At 35.2% G+C, this 20137-nt stretch carries 19 protein-coding genes; 4 read left to right on the top strand and 15 right to left on the bottom strand.

The features are described 5' to 3' along the window. Positions 1–168 precede the first annotated feature (168 nt). From ACFQ0I_RS08730 to ACFQ0I_RS08745, 4 genes are all read left to right on the top strand, one after another. On the top strand, positions 169–834 hold the full coding sequence (locus ACFQ0I_RS08730; protein ID WP_379941326.1) for a response regulator transcription factor: 666 nt from the start codon (positions 169–171) through the stop codon (positions 832–834). Between the two features lie 442 nt (positions 835–1276). Beyond that, on the top strand, positions 1277–2710 hold the full coding sequence (locus ACFQ0I_RS08735) for an MFS transporter (RefSeq protein WP_379941328.1): 1434 nt from the start codon (positions 1277–1279) through the stop codon (positions 2708–2710). A 113-nt stretch (positions 2711–2823) separates the two neighbouring features. Beyond that, a complete protein-coding gene (locus ACFQ0I_RS08740) occupies positions 2824–6345 on the top strand; it encodes a molybdopterin-dependent oxidoreductase (RefSeq protein ID WP_379941330.1) in 3522 nt (1173 codons plus the stop codon). A 115-nt stretch (positions 6346–6460) separates the two neighbouring features. Beyond that, the gene (locus ACFQ0I_RS08745) at positions 6461–7888 is read left to right on the top strand and encodes a rubredoxin (RefSeq protein WP_379941332.1); all 1428 of its coding nucleotides are present in this window, start codon (positions 6461–6463) and stop codon (positions 7886–7888) included. A 248-nt stretch (positions 7889–8136) separates the two neighbouring features. Here the strand turns inward: ACFQ0I_RS08745 and ACFQ0I_RS08750 are convergent, their stop codons facing one another. The 15 genes from ACFQ0I_RS08750 to ACFQ0I_RS08820 all read right to left on the bottom strand — a co-directional run bounded on the left by ACFQ0I_RS08750 (position 8137) and on the right by ACFQ0I_RS08820 (position 20096). Next, positions 8137–10362 carry a nitric-oxide reductase large subunit gene (locus ACFQ0I_RS08750; RefSeq protein ID WP_379941334.1) on the bottom strand — a complete coding sequence of 742 codons (2226 nt, stop codon included), beginning with the start codon at positions 10360–10362 and terminating at the stop codon, positions 8137–8139. A gap of 28 nt (positions 10363–10390) precedes the next feature. After that, a complete protein-coding gene (locus ACFQ0I_RS08755) occupies positions 10391–10729 on the bottom strand; it encodes a cupin (RefSeq protein WP_379941336.1) in 339 nt (112 codons plus the stop codon). A gap of 257 nt (positions 10730–10986) precedes the next feature. After that, the gene (moaA, locus tag ACFQ0I_RS08760; protein WP_379941338.1) at positions 10987–11994 is read right to left on the bottom strand and encodes a GTP 3',8-cyclase MoaA; all 1008 of its coding nucleotides are present in this window, start codon (positions 11992–11994) and stop codon (positions 10987–10989) included. Positions 11995–12071: 77 nt separating this feature from the next. Then, entirely contained in the window at positions 12072–12983 is a 912-nt protein-coding gene (gene moaCB, locus ACFQ0I_RS08765) for a bifunctional molybdenum cofactor biosynthesis protein MoaC/MoaB (protein ID WP_379941340.1), read from the bottom strand. Between the two features lie 32 nt (positions 12984–13015). After that, positions 13016–13363, bottom strand: coding sequence for a four helix bundle protein (locus ACFQ0I_RS08770; RefSeq protein ID WP_379941342.1), 348 nt, complete (start codon positions 13361–13363; stop codon positions 13016–13018). A gap of 34 nt (positions 13364–13397) precedes the next feature. After that, on the bottom strand, positions 13398–13841 hold the full coding sequence (locus tag ACFQ0I_RS08775) for a molybdenum cofactor biosynthesis protein MoaE (protein WP_379941344.1): 444 nt from the start codon (positions 13839–13841) through the stop codon (positions 13398–13400). 62 nt (positions 13842–13903) lie between these two features. Further along, positions 13904–14995 carry a molybdopterin-synthase adenylyltransferase MoeB gene (gene moeB / locus ACFQ0I_RS08780; RefSeq protein WP_379941346.1) on the bottom strand — a complete coding sequence of 364 codons (1092 nt, stop codon included), beginning with the start codon at positions 14993–14995 and terminating at the stop codon, positions 13904–13906. A 48-nt stretch (positions 14996–15043) separates the two neighbouring features. Then, positions 15044–15277 (bottom strand): MoaD/ThiS family protein, encoded by a 234-nt coding sequence (locus ACFQ0I_RS08785; RefSeq protein WP_379941347.1) that lies wholly within the window; start codon positions 15275–15277, stop codon positions 15044–15046. Then, the gene (mobA, locus tag ACFQ0I_RS08790; RefSeq protein ID WP_379941349.1) at positions 15274–15846 is read right to left on the bottom strand and encodes a molybdenum cofactor guanylyltransferase; all 573 of its coding nucleotides are present in this window, start codon (positions 15844–15846) and stop codon (positions 15274–15276) included. The genes ACFQ0I_RS08785 and mobA overlap by 4 nt, the downstream gene beginning before the upstream one ends. Before the next feature lies 1 nt (position 15847). Continuing rightward, positions 15848–16588, bottom strand: coding sequence for a sulfite exporter TauE/SafE family protein (locus tag ACFQ0I_RS08795; RefSeq protein ID WP_379941351.1), 741 nt, complete (start codon positions 16586–16588; stop codon positions 15848–15850). Between the two features lie 35 nt (positions 16589–16623). Then, positions 16624–16827: a hypothetical protein gene (locus ACFQ0I_RS08800; protein ID WP_379941353.1), complete on the bottom strand. Its 204-nt coding sequence runs from the start codon at positions 16825–16827 to the stop codon at positions 16624–16626. Between the two features lie 48 nt (positions 16828–16875). Then, a complete protein-coding gene (locus tag ACFQ0I_RS08805; RefSeq protein WP_379941355.1) occupies positions 16876–17214 on the bottom strand; it encodes a winged helix-turn-helix domain-containing protein in 339 nt (112 codons plus the stop codon). Positions 17215–17225: 11 nt separating this feature from the next. Continuing rightward, on the bottom strand, positions 17226–18404 hold the full coding sequence (locus tag ACFQ0I_RS08810; protein WP_379941357.1) for a molybdopterin molybdotransferase MoeA: 1179 nt from the start codon (positions 18402–18404) through the stop codon (positions 17226–17228). Positions 18405–18474: 70 nt separating this feature from the next. Beyond that, positions 18475–19134: a Crp/Fnr family transcriptional regulator gene (locus ACFQ0I_RS08815; protein ID WP_379941359.1), complete on the bottom strand. Its 660-nt coding sequence runs from the start codon at positions 19132–19134 to the stop codon at positions 18475–18477. 302 nt (positions 19135–19436) lie between these two features. Then, positions 19437–20096: a Crp/Fnr family transcriptional regulator gene (locus ACFQ0I_RS08820; protein WP_379941361.1), complete on the bottom strand. Its 660-nt coding sequence runs from the start codon at positions 20094–20096 to the stop codon at positions 19437–19439. Positions 20097–20137 lie beyond the last annotated feature (41 nt).

Here is a 20137-nt window from a genome sequence, read left to right on the forward strand (position 1 = left end):
CAGTTTTACAAGGTTTCAAGTCCTGCAAGGTTTCAAAAACCTTGTAGGTATAAAAGGAATTAAATCCTGAAAGTTTTCAAAAACCTTTTAGGTATAAAGTAAGTATTGATTTAGTTTAATAAAAACCTACAAGGTTGCAAAACCTTGCAGGTTAGATAAGTAGGTTTTATGAGCATAATAAATGTAGTTTTAGCAGACGACCATGTTTTAGTAAGAGATGGCATCAAAGCACTTTTAGAAGATCAGGAAGGTATTCGTGTTGTAGATGAAGCTTCTAATGGGGTGGAAGCCCTAGAGGTTATAAAAAAGAACAAACCACATTTGTTGATTGTTGATATTCGCATGCCAGAAATGAATGGCATTGAAGTCGTTGCTGAAATTAATAAGTTGTATAACGATGTAAGAACGCTTGTATTGTCTATGCACGATTCTGAAGAATACGTAGTAAAAGCGATTCAAGCGGGTGCTGATGGGTATTTGCTGAAAGGAGCCAGTAAAGAAGAATTCCTAAAAGCATTACACAAAGTAGCATCGGGCGGAAAATATTTTACAGGTGATGTGTCTGCAATTATTATGAATAATTTCGTGAACGGCAATACAGCAACGCCTACTTCCGAAGAACCAAAGCAAATAGAAGATCCGTTCAATCTAACCAAACGGGAAAAACAGATTTTAAACCTGGTACTTCAGTTAAAAAACAACAAAGACATTGCCGAAGAACTTCAAATAAGCAAACGCACCGCCGAAGTACACCGTTTTAATTTAATGAAAAAACTAGACGTTAAAAACCTTATGGAACTAAGTAATAAGGCTAAGGAGTTTGAGTTGGTTTAGTTAGTATCGCAGCACATTTTTGTCTCATGTTTTTACGATAATATTTTAGGGTATCAAAGACCTCACAGGTTTTAAAACCTGTGAGGTCTGAATAACAAACATGCCTTTCTACGCTAAATACTTATATTTCTATTCTGAATTTTTGCCATCTATTAATCAAAAGTTTATAAAATAGGCGTCATTGGAAATTTTACTTCTTTTAAGTAAAATTTGGCAATCTTCCTATTGAAATATATGCTTACAAAAACAATTTTCACCAAAAATTCTCTCAACCTCAATCACTCATTTCATCAATTTCCTATACTTAGCAATCTCTTTTTTATCAATTCCTCAAAAACCATCTTCTAAAATTATCAACCTCATATTAATTATCAAATAATACGTATTTAATAGTTATAATTAAGTAAATATACTTAGTTTTGTACGTATAAATATACTTAATATGAAAACGACACCATCTCTTAAGGCTACCAAATTAAATTTATTAAACTTTAGATCCATTCCAATTCGTACATTTTGGATAACGTCTATATCATTCTTCATGTGTTTCTTCGCATGGTTTGGTATTGTACCGTTTATGCCCGATGTGGTTAACGATTTAGGTTTAACACCTACCCAAAAATGGAATTCTATCATATTAGCGGTTTCTGGAACCGTGTTTGCCAGATTACTTATTGGTAAATTATGTGATAAATACGGACCACGTTTATGTTACACCTGGTTGTTAACATTAGGCGCCATTCCGGTTATTGCTTGTGGTTTGGTACAAACACCACTTCAATTTTTAATATGTAGATTATTTATTGGTTTTATTGGTGCGTCGTTCGTTATCACGCAAGTACATACGTCTTTAATGTTTGCGCCTAATGTAGTAGGAACTGCCAATGCCACATCTGCTGGTTGGGGTAATTTAGGTGGTGGTGCTAACCGTTTAGGGATGCCACTTATTGCTGCAGCAGTTGTTAGTTTTGGGGTTGCCGATGCAGAGGCGTGGAGATATTCTATGGTTATTGCGGGAATTGTTTGTTTTTTAATGGGTATTGTGTATTACTTTTTTACACAAGATACGCCAGAAGGAAACTTTAAAGATTTAAGAGAATCTGGTGAAACGGTTACCACTAAAAAAGATAAAGTTGGTTTTTCAACCGTTATAAAAGATTACAGAACTTGGATCCTTTTCATTGTATATGCTGCCTGTTTTGGTATTGAACTTACGGTATATGGTACCATGGATGATTATTTGCAAAACACCTTTCAATTAAGCAGACTTACGGCAGGAAACATCGTGTTATCTTTCGCTTTAATGAATATTTTTGCCCGTACTTTGGGTGGTTTCTTTGGCGATAAATTTGGTAAACTTAAAGGTTTACGTGGTCGTGTATTGTTTTTGGCAGCCATCTTATCGTTAGAAGGTATTATGCTAGTAACATTTTCTACAACTACAAGTATTTACTTAGGAATTCTATTCTTAATCATGTTTAGTTTAACGGTACAAATGGCCGAAGGAGCAACCTTTTCTGTGGTGCCTTTTATAAATAAAAAAGCCATTGGTTCGGTTTCGGGTATTGTGGGTGCCGGCGGAAATGTAGGTGCCTTTTTAGCAGCCATGTTATTAAAATCGAAAGCAGCTGTGGCTGAAAAAGCGGCACTTGCTACCAATCAAGGCTTGGGTGAAGAAGTGATGAAATCAGCGCAATCAGCTGCTGCTTCTAGTGCGGTTTCTAGCGGCTATTTTATCATTGGTTTTATAGTGGTATTGGCTGGAATATTAGCACTAGCTATTCGTTTTTCGACTGAAGATGAGGTGGTTAAGGAAGTTAATTTAGAGGATGTGAGTCCGGAATTGATTGCTGTTAGAGCCGATTATAAAAACTAAGTTTTATAGATATTTAAAAATCAAGCGTTATTTTTAGCGTATTGGTAATAATAAACCTAGCATTTGTTTTGTGTTAGTAAATTGTCTTAATTCGTAATAAATCGTATTTGTAGATGCATAAAAAGGAAGTAAAAACCACGTGTTCGTATTGTGGAGTTGGTTGCGGTATTATTGTTAAAAAAGATAACAATGATAAGGTTTTTGTTGAAGGCGATAAAGACCATCCTGTGAATCGCGGTATGCTGTGTTCTAAAGGCATGAATTTACATTACGTAGTTAACGACACTTCCGATAGAATTTTATATCCAGAAATGCGCTGGAGTCGTTCGCATCCGCGTGAGCGAGTTAGTTGGGACGATGCCTTAGATAGAGCGGCAAGTGTTTTTAAATCCATTATTAAAAAACACGGACCCGATAGTGTGGCGTTTTATGTATCCGGGCAAAGTTTAACCGAAGAATATTACATTGCCAACAAGCTTACCAAAGGCTTTTTAGGAACGAATAATATTGATACGAACTCGCGCTTGTGTATGAGTTCGGCAGTAGTTGGTTATAAAAAAACCTTTGGAGAAGATAGCGTTCCGGTGTCTTATGAAGATATCGAATTAGCAGATTGTTTTTTAATTACAGGCGCAAACCCTGCGTGGTGCCATCCCATTCTTTTCAGACGCATCGAGCAACATAAAGAGAAAAATCCCCATGTAAAAATTATTGTCATCGACCCGCGAAAAACAGATTCTGCAAATTTTGCCGATTTGCATTTGCAATTAATTCCGGGAACCGATATTATTTTATACAATGCCATTGCGAGATGTTTGTATAAACGCGGTTTAATCGACGAAGATTTTATTAAAAATTATACCGAAGGCTTTTCAGCATATAAAGAACAAATTTTTGCAACTTCTGTAAAAGATGCGTCAAAAATATGCGGCGTACCAGAATCGGATATTCGAAAAGCCGCCGATATGATCGGGCTTTCAAAAGGCTTTATTAGCATGTGGGCTATGGGGCTTAACCAAAGTGCTGTGGGTACCGATAAAAATACGGCGTTATTAAACTTGTCGCTTATTACTGGGCAGGTTGGTAAACCCGGTTCTGGTCCGTTTTCATTAACCGGACAACCCAATGCCATGGGCGGTCGTGAGGTAGGCGGAATGGCTAATTTACTGGCAGTTCATAAAGATTTACAAAATGAAGAACACCGTAGGGAGGTAGCGCAATTTTGGGGCGTCGATCAAATTTCACCAAAACCAGGTTTAACGGCTACCGAAATGTTTGATGCTTTAGAATCGGGTAAATTAAAAGCTATTTGGATTGCTTGTACCAATCCCTTAGTCAGTTTGCCAAATACGCATCGCATAGAGAGCGCCATGAAAAACGCGAAGTTTGTGGTGGTTCAAGATATTTCGCATAAATCTGATACTGTCGCGTTTGCCGATTTAGTACTTCCAGCTGCCGGTTGGTTGGAAAAGGAAGGTACTATGACGAATTCTGAGCGTCGCATTTCTTATTTACCAAAGGAAATCAATGCGCCAGGTGAAGCCAGACCCGATGTGGAGATTTTTTGCGATTTCGCACAACGTATGGGCTTCCGCGGATTTAACTTCAACAGTGCCGAAGAAATTTACGAAGAATATTGTTCCATGACTAAAGGAACTAAAATTGATATATCGTTTCTTAATTACGACCGATTAAAAAGTGAAGGCACCTTCCAATGGCCGGTACCAGAACACCGCCATGCAGGAACACAAAGACTTTTTCAAGATAAAAAGTTTTACACACCGTCTCAAAAAGCCATTTTTAATGTGGCAACCAGTATAGAAAACACCTCGATGCAACCTAATGGAATGTATCCATTGGTTTTAACAACAGGGAGAGTGCGCGACCAATGGCACACCATGACTAAAACGGGGAAAGTATCGCGCTTAAAAACGCATTATCCAACGCCTGTTCTAGAAATCAATCCTGTTGATGCCTATTTAAGTAAAATTAAAGATGGTGATATTACCGAAATTAAAAGTGAGAATGGCGTTGTTAGAGTACGCGCAAAAGTTACCGATAACATTGTAAAAGGCTGTGTGTTTTTGCCAATGCATTGGGGTAAACAATTGCAAAGCGATTTAAACAGAGCTAACAATTTAACCAATACGCTGGTCGATCCAATTTCTAAAGAACCAGATTTTAAATTCACACGAGTTTCGGTTTCAAAATATAAAAAGGCAGTCGAAAAAATAATCATTGTTGGTGCGGGTGCTGCAGCGTTCCGATTTGTTCAGAATTATAGAGAATTTAACGAGGTTGATGAAATCCATGTGTTTTCAAAAGAGCCTAATTTATTCTATAACAGGGTATTGTTGCCGGAATACGTTACCGAAGAATTGTCTTGGGAACAACTGCTTAAGATAAAACAAAAGGAGTTAGGCAAGTTAAACATTAAGGTATATCCAGAGACTTCCATCAGTACCATCGATTCAGAAAATAAAGTCGTTACAGATACCAATGGTGAGCAACACACCTTCAATAAACTCATTCTGGCGACAGGAAGTCGTGCTTTTATTCCTAAAGATGTTCAAATAGATTTGCCAGGGCGTTTTACCATGCGTAATAAAAATGATGCCGACAAATTTAAAGCCTATTTAGAGGCTACAGGCTTGCCGCCAGAAGAACAACATGTAGTGATTGTCGGCGGTGGTCTATTAGGTTTAGAGTTGGCAGCAGCCATGAAGCACAAAAACGTAAAAATCACCATTATACAGCGTGCTTCCAGATTAATGGAGCGACAGTTAGATAAAGTTTCCAGCAAGTTATTGGCTTTAGATGTGCAAGAACGCGGCATTCAAATATACTTTGATAATGAGGTTAGTACCGTGTTTGATGATGAAGATACCGGCGAATTAAACATCACCTTAAAGAGTGGTAAGTTTATTACTGCCAATGCCATTGTGTATGCTATTGGAACCATCCCCAATGTAGAAATCGCCAGAGAAAATGGTATTTTATGTAGCCGTGGCGTGAAGGTGAATCAGCATTTACAATCGTCTCATCCAGACATTTTTGCCATTGGTGAAATAGCCGAATTTAATAATCAGTTATTCGGAATTACCTCAGCTGCAGAAGAGCAGGCTACTATTTTAGCAAACTTTATAGCAGGCGATGTGAGTTCAGCTTATAACGGTTCGGTATTAATGAATATCCTGAAATTTAACGATTTAAATTTATGTAGCATCGGTGATATTGATGTTCCTGAAAACGACGATTCGTACGAAGAAGTTATCTTCACCGATATTTCTAAACGCTATTATAAAAAATGTATCGTTAAAGACGATTTATTGATTGGTGCCGTTTTAATGGGCGATAAAAATGAGTTTGCCGAATTTAAAACCATGATTGAAAGTAAAATAGAAATGTCTGAAAAGCGAAATACCTTATTGCGAGGCGTTTCTAACGATGTTCCTGTTTTGGGCAAATTAGTATGCTCTTGCAGTCAGGTAGGGGCAGGAAATATTGAAGAAGCCATTAAAGGTGGTTGCACAAACTTTACCGAACTGTGTAATAAAACAGGCGCCGGTTTGGGCTGCGGAAGTTGTAAAACAGAGGTTAGGGAAATTCTAAATAACACAAAAGTTTTGGTTTGATAAATGAGTTTCCTGCAAGGTTTCCAAAACCTTGTAGGTAAAAAACAAAGTATACTAATAGGTGTAACATATACCTACAAGGTTTAAAAAACCTTGCAGGACAGAAAAATGTAAAATGAAAGAATCGTGTAGATTGATAGTAAATGGCGGTGTATTGTCTCCGGGAGAATTAAAATACATTTGTGAAGCAGCCGAAAGTTTGGGTTTAGATACCATTTCGTTTGGATCTAGACAAGACATTATTTTTCCAGAACCTGTTGATATAGAAAAGCTAAGAAGTTTCGATAAGCTTCAAGTAGTGTTACCTAATCAGGTGCGTACAGAAAATATGGTATCTTCATACGTGTCGGCAGATATTTTTCCAAATACCTCATGGCTTACTAGCGATCGCTATCTCTATGTTTTAGAACAATTTAAACACGAATTAAAACTACGTGTAAACATTACCGACCCCAAGCAACGTTTGGTGCCGTTATTCACTGGGAATATAAACTATATCGCTTCAGAACACGAAGACTATTGGTATTTATACATTCGTCTTCCAGAATGGAAAAAAACGGTCATGTATCCGGCGCTTATTTATAGCTGGGATTTAGATAAAGTAGAGCTCGCTATCGAAAATTTGTTGCAAGAAGAACCCGAAAATGTAGAAACTATTTTCGAATTGGTCAGTGATGCCATCGATACCAACAACAGAACGGTCGATAAACCCTTGGAAGTACCATTCTACCCATTTCCTTATTACGAAGGCATGAACCGAATTGGCGATAAATATTGGTTAGGATTATACTGGCGAAACAACCGCTACGACTTGGCTTTTTTAAAAGCCATGTGCGAGTTGTGTGCCGAAAATAAAATAGGTAAAATATCCATTACCCCATGGAAATCCTTTATAGTAAAAGGTATTCCGTTGCAGGCAAAACTACAGTGGGAAAAGTTTTTAGGTAAATTCGGTATCAACGTTCGTCACTCTATGTTAGAGTTAAACTGGCATTTACCAGTCAACGATAAAGACGCTTTAAATCTTAAAAAGTACTTAGTAACTAATTTCGACCAAAACGATATCAGTACCTATGGTTTAACTTTCGGACTCACTAATTACGCCAGTAGTGCCTATTATTTCACGTCTATCGTTGTCGAAAAAAACAAAAAACCAGAAGCCTTGGGCGATTTTGTAATTCGCGATACCTATAACTTATTGTACGCCAAAAACTTCGATCCGAATACACGCGAGTACATCATGCATGTTCAGGATGTCGATAAGGTAGAATTACCAGGCTTGTTAATGGAATTAAGTCAGCTGTATTTCGATCAACTAGGTACAGAACGAGAAGATATTACTTTGCAAGAAGTTAAAAAAGAAGCTTCAGAAGAACAAGTATTTCAGTGCAAAGATTGTTTAACAGTGTACAACGAAATTTATGGCGACATTACTCAGCATATTTCACCAAATACACCCTTCGAAACATTGCCCGATAGCTACGAATGTTCACTGTGTGAAGCACCAAAAAGCAATTTCGAGAAGAAGGTATTGGTTAAGTAGTTCATGTGATAAATCACTATTTCATTAAACAAATAAACAAATAAACAATTAAACAGTTAAACATTATTAGGGCGTTACCCCAAGGGTCGGGCTTTACGCTATATCTTTTTTGCTTTTAGTGGCAAAAAAGGATGCCTCCCGACGCTTCGGGACAATCCCTAACGCAAATCCAGATACCAGATAAAAAAAAAGGCTGAAATCAAGCTAATAAGCTTAAATTTCAACCTTTTTTTGTAATTATTTATAGCTTAATTCAATCGCTTTCTTTTAAAATTATACATGGTTTCATCAATAGTAAACCAGCAGAAGTAAAAAATACCAACCGAGAATATCACATCACCAATCATACGCATCCATTTAAGCGTTTGTACTGTTGGAGAGTATAATAATTCAGATTCTCTAGCAAAAGAATAACCCTGAGTAATTGAAGTATACGCTTGTATAATACCAATAGGTAATAAACTGAAAACTACCATGGCTACTAATCCAATATTCAATAACCAAAAAGCACGTTTTAGTTTTTTGTTTTCCCAAACGCGGTTAGAGTAAAAACGTAAACAAATTAAAATAAAGCCCATGCCTAACATACCATAAACACCAAATAGAGCGGTGTGTGCGTGTACCGCTGTGGTATTTAAACCTTGAATATAGTACAATGCAATTGGCGGATTAATTAAGAAACCAAATACACCGGCACCAACAAAATTCCAAAAAGCAACCGCGATAAAGAAGAAAATGGGCCATTTATATTTTTGCATCCATTGTTTACTTTTTAGCAGGTTCCAGTTTTCTCTAATTTCGAAGCCCATAAGAGTCAGTGGTACAACTTCCAAAGCACTAAAAGTGGCACCCAAAGCAATGGCTTGTACCGGTGTTCCCGAATAGTATAAATGATGCAGCGTACCAATAATACCACCAGCTAAAAATATAGAAGCAGAGGCTATAGAAACACGTCCAGCCGTTTTAGGTGATATTACCTTCATTTGAGAAAATATATAGGCAATCACCACGGTTGCAAAAACTTCAAAGAAACCTTCAACCCATAAATGTACCAACCACCATCTCCAGTAGTTAATTACAGGTAAGCTGCTGTTTTCGCCGTACATAAGTCCGGAGAAAAAGAACATACCAATTGCCATTACCGATATTAATAGTATTATGAGCAAGTGTTTTGAAGCATCGTTTTTTCGAATGGCAAAAAGAATATGACGACTTACCATAACTACCCAAAGTACCAGACCGATACCAAGAAATATTTGCCAAAAACGACCTAAATCCATGTATTCATAGCCTTGGTGACCAAAGAAGAAATTCGTAGTTAAGTCTAAAAATTGGTGTACACCTAACCATTCGCCAAACATGGATCCTAAAACGATTACCAATAAAGCGAAGAACAAAAAGTTGATACCAAAACGTTGGTATTTCATTTCTTTGCCAGAAATCATAGGTGCTAAAAACAAGCCAGTCGCTAACCAAGTGGCAGCAATCCAAAATACCGCTAATTGGGTATGCCAAGTTCTGGTAACCGAATAGGGTAGGAAGCTCGATAAATCAAAGCCAAAAAACGCTTGTCCTTCTACCGTGTAATGTACCGTAACTGCACCTAAAATAACCTGCAAAGCAATCAATAAGGAAATTACTATAAAATACTTTAAGATGGCCTTTTGTGAAGGGAATAGTTTTAGGTTTGTTAAAGGATCTGATTCCGGTTTCTCTAAAAGTTCGCCTTTTTCATGGTTTAATAAATAGTAGTAGGTAAGAATACCTATAAAAAGTAACAGCAACACAATAGATAATCCAGACCATATAATAGAATCATCTGTAATGTTGTTGTCAATTAGCGGCTCGTGTGGCCAGTTAGAGGTGTAGGTATAATCTTTTCCGGGGCGATTGGTACTTGCTGCCCAAGACGTCCAGAAAAGGAAAGCATTCAATTGTTCTAACTTTTCCTTTTCAACTAACGCTCCTTTTGGTATGGCGTATTCTTCTTTTCCTTCAGAAAAAATAGCAGAGTAATGTTTAATATTTTCTTTAATTGCGGCTAATCTGCTTTCAGATATACTAATCGATTTGTCAGATTCATTAAAGGAATTTGTTTTAATATCTTTAATCAATCGTGCTTTTAATGCTGCTTTTTGTTCAACATCCAAAGATTCGTAGGTCGTATTAAAATCATTTTTCGCCCAAGCGTTTAACATATAAACGGCTTCTTTATGGATCCAATCGGCAGTCCAATCTGGGGCAACATAACTTCCATGCCCCCAAATAGAACCGACTTCCATACCGCCAATAGATTCCCAAACGTTTTGTCCGATTTGGATATCTGCTTTGGTGTAAAGAATTTCTTTAGTTTCTTTAACAATAACAGTTTCTGGAATAGGAGGTTGGGTTTGATATACTTCCGTACCAATCCAGATTAGCGTGATGAATGATAAGACAACAACACTAATAAAGGCAAGCCATGTTTTTTTCATTTTAAGTTGTATTTAGAGGTTTTATTAATTAGTTATTTACATTTTTTACGCGTTCCACACTATCATAAATTGAAAGAGATAACCTGATGATACAATCAGACAGACAGGTTAGATCGTGCAGAATGTTGGCGTTTAGCGCTATTAAATCACCTTTATTTAAAAGTTTCTTTTCGTTGTTTACACCAAAATTGATACTGCCTTCAAAGATTTCGATAACAATGGGGTAGGGCGCTTGGTGTTCCTTCATGGTTTGTCCTTTTTTCATAACAATCCGAATTTCCTTAGTGGTTTCGGTTTTAAATAAAACGGTGACGGTTGGTTTGTTTTCTTGGTAGGTTATTTGGTCTACCAACGATGCAATGTTCATGGTTTAAAAGGTTTAGTATATTTTTATTATTTCTCTTTTTAATTGACTTATTATAACTTTGAATAATCCATCTAAATTAATTAGGATAAAAATATCTTATTTGTAATCAGAATGGTTTTCAAATTGCTGGCAAATTTAGTTTTAAATTATATAACGGACAAATTTATCCTAATTAAAAATAATTTATTTTTTAAGTGAGGAAAAGGGGGAAGTATTTTGGTCTATTGTATTAAGAAACGCGAATTCATAATTAAGTGTTATCCACCAATCGTAATCATACTTCTGTTATTATTATGCAGTTTAGGTTCTTGAAGTTTTTCCAGCGTGTCCATACCACCACGGACTTTAAACTTCGCTTGAACCGCTTTTTGAATGATAGGTTCAATCGATTTTCCTGCACGAAGTGTTGTTAATAAATCGGATTCTTCGGAAGAAAATAAACAGTTTTTTAATTGGCCGTTTGCCGTTAAACGCAGTCTGTTGCAGGAATCGCAAAATGGATTAGTAACAGAACTAATAATAGCAAAACTACCTTTGTAGTCTTTTATTTTATAATTCTTCGACGTATCATTTGGAGCATCTTGCAGACGGTTAATATCTTCTTCGGAAAAACTTGCATTTACATGCGCCATCACTTCAGCATAAGAAACCATTTTACTCATATCCCATTTGTTGCCATCAAAGGGCATAAATTCTATAAATCGAATGACAATAGGTAAGTCTTTGGTAAGATTTATAAAATCGATGATTTCATTCTCGTTAAAATCTTTCATTAACACTACATTTACTTTCACGGTAAAACCTTCTTCAACTAAAAGCAACATGTTTTTATAAACGATATCGAATTGATCGCGACGGGTAATTTGATGAAATTTGTTTTTATCTAATGAATCTAAACTGATGTTGATTTTTTTAACGCCATTCTCTTTTAAAACATCAATAAATTTATCAATGATTACAGCATTGGATGTAATAGATAATTCAACAGGAAGCGTCGCCAGTTTTTCTAAAATAACTGGAATATCTTTTCTGATTAAAGGCTCGCCTCCAGTGAGTCTTATCTTGGTAACCCCATGATTAACGAACGTTTTTGCAATTTCATAGATTTCTTCATAGGTCATTATATGACTTTTAGGTGACAATTGCACACCTTCTTCAGGCATGCAATAGGAACAACGTAAATTACACCTTTCAATGAGTGAAATACGTAAATACCCATGGTTTCTGCCATGTAAATCTTGTAATATGTTGTTGTGTTCGTTCATTGTTTTGTTTTGTGTAATTGTTGAATCGTTGAATTGTTTAATCGGTTAAACGACTAAACGATTCCACGACTAAACGTTTAATCATGTCTGGCGCCTTTTAAAATTCTAAAAATGTGTAATACCGACGGAAAAATAGCATCCATTGATTCACTTGCACCATTGGTTGAACCTGGTAACGCTAATACTAACGTGTTTTTAAGGGTTCCCGCAACGCTTCTTGAAAGCATGGAATACGGAGTTCTGTCTTGCCCGTAATTACGAATCGCTTCTTCAATTCCAGGGATACGTCTGTCTAATAGTGGTATAAGCGCTTCTGGGGTAACATCTCTTGCCGAAAGCCCTGTGCCGCCTGTATATATTATTAAATCGATGCCCTGACTTTGATACATTTTTGCTTTTTCTTGTATAATATCTTTTTCATCAGGAATTATGATGTATTCTTCAACTTTAACCTCGCAAGCTTCTAGTTTTTCAATAATGGCTTTTCCTGCTTTATCTTCTTTATGTCCACCCGAAATGGTATCGGAACACACAATAACCACAGCAGTCAAATCTTTTCTAAACTTGTCTTTAAAGTCCGATTTACCACCTTTTTTGTTTAATAATTTTATATGATGAATTTCGATGCCTTTATCGATTGGTTTCAACATATCGTACATGTTTAAAGCCACTACACTGGCACCATGCATCGCTTCAACTTCCACGCCTGTTTTGTAAATGGTTTTTACAGTGAAAATTACTGATATTTCTAAACCGTTTATGTCGTATTCAACGCCAGTAAATTCAATAGGCAAGGGGTGACAATCGGGTAAAATATCTGGGGTACGTTTAACACCTAATAACCCAGCGGCTTTACTCATGGCAAATACATTGCCTTTTGGAACGGTATCGTTTTGTATAGCCAAAATTGTTTCTGGTTTGCTAACCTTTACCACTGCCTGTGCTACGGCTGTTCTTAATGTGGTGCTTTTATGTGTGATGTCGACCATTTTCGGATTTATTATTTTCTATTGATTATTGATTATTTTGTGCTTGCTGTTTTTCTTGAAGCCATAAAGATTGCTGTTAATTCACTAGATTCTTTCAAAAGATTGTCTATTTTTTCTTTTAAAATTAAATCTTCATCTAAAGCAAATTCTAACCAAAAATTAGATTCATCAACCTCTTCAATCACAATACTGATTTTTGCAATAAAACTTGGTTTTGATTGGGCGATACAAGATGCTCTATAATTGGCTGCAACAGAAGTTGAACATCTAATAAGTTGACTTTTAATGTGGTTAGAAAGATACGTATTAGGAAATTCCTGCGTTATTTTTACACAGTTATGGGCAAATACTTTAGTTCTCTTTTTTAGTTGCTCTTTCATGGTAGTTTAATAATAAATAGTCAATCAACAATAATCAATTATTGACCTTCCATTGATGTGTGTCGTCTTCAAAAATCTCCTTTCCAAAAACAGGTACATCGGCTTTAATGGCTTCTACAATATATTCTAAAGCTTTAAAAACCTCTTTTCTTCTCGGTGAAGACACAAATACAAACAGGCATATTTCTCCTGCTTTTACGGTACCCAAACTGTGGTAAATATGCATGCAAGTGAGTTCGAACTTTTCAAAAGCGGCCTCGCGTATGTCGTTAAATTTCTGGTTTGCCATGTCTTCATAAGCGGTGTATTCTATGGCTGAAACGGGTTTTCCGTTAATAACATCGGCACGTACCTGACCCAAAAATATATTATGGGCACCAATACTTGTTTTGGTTTGATGCTTTGCGATGGATTCTCCAATAAATTCTGAAGAAATGGCGCCTTGTTTAAATACGCTTTTTGGTTTTTTAGTTTCCATAAAGATGTTTTTTTTGTAGACCTACAAGGCTTTTGAAACCTTGCAGGTCGAATTCATTCATTCTATTTATCATGCGAGGTTTTCAAAACCTCGTAGGTATCAATTATTTGTTTAGCGCCTTCTTTCAAACTAAAGCAATTTTTAATATTCAAATTATTTAAAATTGAAACGGCTTGTTTACTTCGTATTCCTGCTTGACAAAAGAATACTTTTTGCTTTTTATTATCGATTTTATCTATTGAATTTTCAAGTTCGCTTAAAGGAATTGAAGTCACTGTTAGATTTGTAATTTTTGGAAGTTCATGCGATTCTCGAACATCAATAACCTGAACATTCTCAAATTCTGAAAGGTCTGTAATGGAAATTTCTTTTATTTCAGTCTCACAATTAAAATCCATTTGGTTAGTATGAAAATTCGCTTTGTTTTTTAAAACGGTATCAATTGTTTCTTGAGATTTTTTGACTTTCAAAATGGAAGTCTGATTTGTCAATGCATTAAAACATAATAATTTTCCAGAAAGTACATGTCCAATTCCCAAGACGATTTTTAAGACTTCATTGGCTTGCAAACTTCCAATAATTCCGGGTAAAACACCTAACACACCAATTTCAGAACAATTTGGAACGGTATCTTTTTTTGGCGGATTCGGAAATAGGCAGCGATAACTCGGTCCGTTTTCATAATTAAATACAGACACCTGACCTTCGAACTTGTAAATAGCACCAAACACGAGCGGTTTATTCGTTAAGATACACACATCATTTACCAAATAACGCGTTTCAAAATTATCGGAGCCATCAACGATAATATCATACTGTTTAAATAATTCGAGTGCATTTTGATAATCTAATGGAAACGGATATGCGTTAATTGTAATGGTGTCATTTAAATCTTTTAACCTTATTTTTGCGGCTTCAGCTTTATTTTGACCCAAGCTGGAAGTTCCGAATAATACTTGGCGCTGTAAATTAGATGCTTCAACAATATCAAAATCAATAATGCCTAAAGTGCCAATGCCTGCTGCGGCTAAATATTGCAAAACAGGACAGCCTAATCCGCCAGCACCAACTACCAAAACTTTAGCGTTGGATAGTTTGTCTTGACCAATTTGACCAATTTCTGAAAGGATGATATGTCTGTTGTATCTATTCATAAATTCCTGCGAAGGCAGGAATCTTATCCTACCTTTTAATATAATTAATTATCCACCCGCAAAAGGCGGTAATAAAGCGATTTCGTTTCCTGTGATTTTTGTTTCAAATGACACCAACTCTTGGTTTTGTGCCACTTGAAAATCTTTGTTTTTTAGCTCTGGATATTTAGCATATAAATCATTGAAAAGTTCAGAAATTAAGTTGCCAGAAAAACTAAGGGTTTCTTCTTCACATTTAGTGACTTCAGCAATAAGTCCGAAATATTTTATGTTGACGTTCATAGGGTAATTGCTTTTAATTCTTCAGGGGTATTGATATTTTGTGTGAACAAAGCATCGGCTTCATTCAAAACTACATTTTTAAGGTTACATTGATTTACTGCAAATTGTAATCGTCGTTCTCCTTCGTTTAATAGTTTTAAAAATATGTGTTCACATTGTTTTTTATAGAGTGCTATTAACGGCATGGTTTTACCGCCACTTTCAATCTGGATAACTTCATAGTCTTCAACAGCTGCATTAACAAGTTTTTCCAGAATATTTGATTTTATTAGCGGAATATCGCAACTTAAAACTAAGTTGTATTCGGTGGAAGCATGCTTTAATCCGGAATAAATACCAGCCAATGGTCCGGTGTTTTCAATTTCATCTTCAATGCGTTTGAATCCGAATATATCGTAATCTTTATTATTAGAAATAATAATGATATTGGAGACTAGGGGTTTTAAAGCGTCAATACTATGCTCTACAAACGGTTTTCCTTCAAACATTAAAAAGCCTTTATCGCTGCCCATGCGGGAGCTTTTTCCACCGGAAAGTATAATGCCTGTTATGTTTTTTTTATCAATCATTTTAGGTAAATAGTAATTTTACGCAAGCAATAATTAATACAAATGCCAGCATGTAACGTAATTTTTTGTCGTTCCATTTCTTGCTTCCATAGTAACCACCCAAGATGCCTCCAAAAAGTGCAATAGCCACTAAAACAAACGATTCTAGTTCTATTTGAATACCGCTACTTATTTGTCCGACAAGTCCGGCAGCAGAATTTACCCAAATAAAAAGGGCAGAAACAGCAGCAGCTTCTTTCATATTTCCCCAATGCAGGAGTAAAATTAATGGTGTTAAAATGATGCCACCACCAATGCCAATTAAGCCAGAAAAGAACCCAATAATGCCTCCCGCTAAAAGTCCTTGCCATAGTTTAACTTCTTTGATGTTTTTAGTTTCTTTACCAAATACGTTGAGCATTTTTAAAATAGCAAACACTAATAAAATGGCTAATATTTTTTTGTACCAAGTAGCATCAATCTCGATGGTACCTCCGATAAATGCTAAAGGAATAGACGTGATTGCGAATGAAAGAAACAGTTTTTTATTGAAATAACCTTCTTTATAAAAATAATAAAACGATATGCCCGCTACAAATAAATTAAGTAGTAGGGCAGTGGGTTTCATCGTTTCTGGGGAGAACGAAAACAAAGCCATTAATGCTAAATAGCCACTGGCACCGCCATGACCCACACTAGAATAGAGGAATGATACTATCGGGAGTACTAGTAGAAATAGGTATATGTTTTCGGTTTGTAACATTTATTGTGAGTGTCTAAAGTTATGAGTGTCTAAAGTTATGAGTGTCTAAAGTATTTAAAGTTATGAGTGCCTAAAGTATTTAAAGTTGTTTTTGTATAACTTGTTCCTGATTTAGTAATCTGATTTCTTATGACTAAGCCCTCTGCCGTTTTAGGTAATGAGGACGACATTTTATTGATTGAAACAGCAAATTGAAGCGTTCTCAATTCAAGTTTTTTAGCAAATTCCTTGTTTTCCATAACTCAAATTTTAGGCATTTTAAATACTTTTAACTTTAAGTACTGTTATCATAAATTTTCAATTTTTTGAAGTTGAACATCTAAAAATTCCCAACAATTAGTGTTTATTTCATCAAAAACTTGGATTAATGATTTGCCGTATTCAGTCAATTCCGCTCCACCGCCTCCTTTACCACCGGTGGAATTTATGGTAACTGGTTTTTTAGCCGATTTGTTTACAGAATCAATAAGGTTCCATGCTTTTTTATACGATAGATTTAACGATTTTGCAGCTTTTGATAACGACCCTGTTTCGTCGATTGCTTTAAGCAATTGCACACGACCTTCGCCTAATAACACGTGGTTATCGTACTCAATCCAAACGCGACTTTTTATTTTATAACTCATAATTTTCAGCTTTAGACGGGTAATAAAACGACATCGACCAAATCTCCTATTTCAATTTTATTAATTTCTTCAGGTACAAAAACCAATGCATTAGAAACGGAAAAAGTTTGCAACATGGCAGAACTTTGACCTTCTAAAATTTTTACTGTCCCGTTGCTGTAAATAGCCTTTAAATACTGTGGTCGGTCGCCATTTTTCATGAATTTCGTTAACGATTTTGCCTGTATACGTGGCAGCTCCAGATCTTCATTATCCATCATTTTTTGCAACGCGATATACACATAGGCATAGAAACATGTTAGTGCCGCCGCTGGATTTCCAGGGAGTGCAAAAATTGATGTTTTATCTTTTTTTCCGAAGAATAAAGGTTTTCCTGGTTTTTGTTTTACTTTATAAAAAAGGGCTTCAACTTTTAATTCTTCAAGCGCTTTTCCAACAAAATCGTAATCGCCAACAGAAATACCACCCGAAATTATCACGAGGTCGTTTTCGGTGATCACCGATTTTAGTATGGCTTTTGTTTTGTTATAATCATCTTCAACTTTATGAATCGTTACATCATAAAATTTCAAATTATAAAGCGCGTTTTGAAGCATTTTGGAGTTGCTTTCATATATTTTTCCATAGGTTAATGTTTGTCCTGGTTCAACTAATTCGTTTCCAGTGGTCACAATAGCGATGGTCGGTTTTTTAAATACAGTTACGTTTTGTATTCCTAACGACGCTAAATAACCAATGGCAGCAGGAGTGAGCTTGGTGTTTTTTGATAGCGCTAAAGCACCTTTTTTTACTTGTTCGGCAACAGGTCTGATATTATGATGGATTGGAATTTGGGATTCTAATGTAATTTTAGAACCAGTAACACTAACTTTTTCTTGCATCATTACAGCATTCGCGGTATCGGGAACTGGAGCACCTGTAAAAATGCGCACCGCTTCTCCTTTTTTTAAACTAGGTTGTATAGAATCGCCTGCCTTTATTTCTCCAATTAAGGTGTAGGTTAAACTATCGTGAAGACAAACCGCATACCCATCCATGGCAGATTGCCGGAAAGGAGGCATATTTAACGGCGAAATTACATCATTAAAAAGTTTGTAACCGCCCGCTTTTTCGATAGGTTTAATGGTGTTTTTTAATAAAGGAGAACTATTATCTTTAACTAATTGAATGGCTTCTGAAATGGATATCATTAAAATTTCGTTATGTATTTGCAAATATAACGCTTTTTAATGAAATATCTAGAGTTAAAATAGGACTATATTAGTTAAAAGGTACCAGAAGACGAATTTTATTTCTTGATGAATTTATTTTCTTTTCATCATTTAATTGCTTAATAATTCTGGATATTACAACTCTCGACGTATGTAAATCGTGAGCAATTTCTAAGTGTGTAATTTCAAGATCGCAGTTATGATTAATTTGAGCCTTATGGATTAAATATTTTAAAATGCGTTCATCTAAATTCATAAAAGCTAAACTATCTACGGCATCTATCATCTCTAAGAATCTAAAATGATAACTGTCAATTATATAATAGCGCCACGACTTATGTTTAATTATCCATTGGTCGATGTACTCTACGGGTATAAAAATAGCTTCAAGATCTTTTTCTACAATACCTTTAAAGATACTTTGTTTTCTGTTTATACAATTGGCGAACGAAATGGCACAAGTATCGCCACTTTCTAAGAAATACAGGACAATTTCTTCACCATTTTCTTTTCTTCTAATAATCTTTAAAACGCCTTCTAAAATGAGTGGCATAAAAGACATTTTAGCGCCAATATTGATTAATAGCTCGCCACTTTTAAATGCTTTATATTCAGCTACTTTTACGATGTCGTCTATTAGTTCCGCATCGAATTTTTTGGAAAAGTATTTTTTTAATTTCTTCTGTAAAAAAAGTTCTTGATTAGTCACTTTTAAAAGCTATTAAAGATTACACAGAAATAACAGTTAACAAAAAAACCCTCCAGCCATACCTAGAGGGTTTAAACTCGAAACTTAAATTATAAAAATCCAACCAATAGATATATATATTTAAGATATGTAAATTTAAAATTTTGAAGCTCTAAATTAACTGATATTTATCAGGTTTTTCTTATATAAAATGATTCAAAAGAGTAACATTTGTTACATTATAAATAACTGAAAATGAATTAAATAAATAATTAAGTAAACGCTCTATCTTTTGTTTTAAAAAAGTGTTTTTTAATTTTTTATTATTTTTCCGGAATGAGAACGCGAATTTTATTTCGTGTAGAATATATTTTGTTTTCATCATGCAATTGTTTAACAATTCTAGAGATAACTACTCGAGACGTGTTTAAATCGTTTGCAATATCGAGATGGGTAATATCGAGGTCGTTAGTATTGTTAACTTTTGCTTTGTCTGCGAGGTATTTCAAAATACGTTCTCCTAGATTCATAAATGCCAATCCATCTATGGTGTCTACCATTTCTAATAATCTAAAATGATAACTATCTATAATAAAATGACGAAATGATTTAAATTTTGATAGCCAAATATCGATTGAATCAACTGGTAAAAAAATAGCTTCTAAATCTTTTTCAATAATCCCTCTAAAAATGCTTCTTTTTTTGTTTATACAATTCGCAAAAGAAATAGCACAAGTATCACCGCGTTCTAGAAAATGTAGTACAATTTCTTCACCATTATCATCTTTCCTCATTATTTTAACAATACCATCTAAAATTAAAGGAATGTGGGTCATTTCATCACCAATATCTATCATTAGTTCGCCACTTGGTATTTTATTATAGTGGCTCACTTTTACCATTTCATCAATTAATTCTTCTTCTAATATGTTAGAATAATATTTTGTGATTTTTTCCTTTAAAAACAGCTCTTGATCGTTCACTTTTTATGGCGTATTGACGTTTAAACAAAGATAGCAAAAAA

Origin of the sequence: Mariniflexile aquimaris (genome assembly GCF_042676825.1) — a bacterium.
GTDB classification, from domain to species: domain Bacteria; phylum Bacteroidota; class Bacteroidia; order Flavobacteriales; family Flavobacteriaceae; genus Mariniflexile; species Mariniflexile aquimaris.

Excerpts from the sequence above, each read along its gene's own strand:
- ACFQ0I_RS08810 (WP_379941357.1), bottom strand. The coding sequence starts at position 18,404 with ATGATATCCATTTCAGAAGCCATTCAATTAGTTAAAGATAATAGTTCT.
- ACFQ0I_RS08800 (WP_379941353.1), bottom strand. The coding sequence starts at position 16,827 with ATGGAAAACAAGGAATTTGCTAAAAAACTTGAATTGAGAACGCTTCAA.
- moeB (WP_379941346.1), bottom strand. The coding sequence starts at position 14,995 with ATGAATAGATACAACAGACATATCATCCTTTCAGAAATTGGTCAAATT.
- ACFQ0I_RS08730 (WP_379941326.1), top strand. The coding sequence starts at position 169 with ATGAGCATAATAAATGTAGTTTTAGCAGACGACCATGTTTTAGTAAGA.
- ACFQ0I_RS08745 (WP_379941332.1), top strand. The coding sequence starts at position 6,461 with ATGAAAGAATCGTGTAGATTGATAGTAAATGGCGGTGTATTGTCTCCG.
- ACFQ0I_RS08755 (WP_379941336.1), bottom strand. The coding sequence starts at position 10,729 with ATGAACATTGCATCGTTGGTAGACCAAATAACCTACCAAGAAAACAAA.
- ACFQ0I_RS08740 (WP_379941330.1), top strand. The coding sequence starts at position 2,824 with ATGCATAAAAAGGAAGTAAAAACCACGTGTTCGTATTGTGGAGTTGGT.
- ACFQ0I_RS08775 (WP_379941344.1), bottom strand. The coding sequence starts at position 13,841 with ATGGAAACTAAAAAACCAAAAAGCGTATTTAAACAAGGCGCCATTTCT.
- mobA (WP_379941349.1), bottom strand. The coding sequence starts at position 15,846 with ATGATTGATAAAAAAAACATAACAGGCATTATACTTTCCGGTGGAAAA.
- moaA (WP_379941338.1), bottom strand. The coding sequence starts at position 11,994 with ATGAACGAACACAACAACATATTACAAGATTTACATGGCAGAAACCAT.
- ACFQ0I_RS08735 (WP_379941328.1), top strand. The coding sequence starts at position 1,277 with ATGAAAACGACACCATCTCTTAAGGCTACCAAATTAAATTTATTAAAC.
- ACFQ0I_RS08795 (WP_379941351.1), bottom strand. The coding sequence starts at position 16,588 with ATGTTACAAACCGAAAACATATACCTATTTCTACTAGTACTCCCGATA.
- ACFQ0I_RS08785 (WP_379941347.1), bottom strand. The coding sequence starts at position 15,277 with ATGAACGTCAACATAAAATATTTCGGACTTATTGCTGAAGTCACTAAA.
- moaCB (WP_379941340.1), bottom strand. The coding sequence starts at position 12,983 with ATGGTCGACATCACACATAAAAGCACCACATTAAGAACAGCCGTAGCA.
- ACFQ0I_RS08750 (WP_379941334.1), bottom strand. The coding sequence starts at position 10,362 with ATGAAAAAAACATGGCTTGCCTTTATTAGTGTTGTTGTCTTATCATTC.
- ACFQ0I_RS08805 (WP_379941355.1), bottom strand. The coding sequence starts at position 17,214 with ATGAGTTATAAAATAAAAAGTCGCGTTTGGATTGAGTACGATAACCAC.
- ACFQ0I_RS08770 (WP_379941342.1), bottom strand. The coding sequence starts at position 13,363 with ATGAAAGAGCAACTAAAAAAGAGAACTAAAGTATTTGCCCATAACTGT.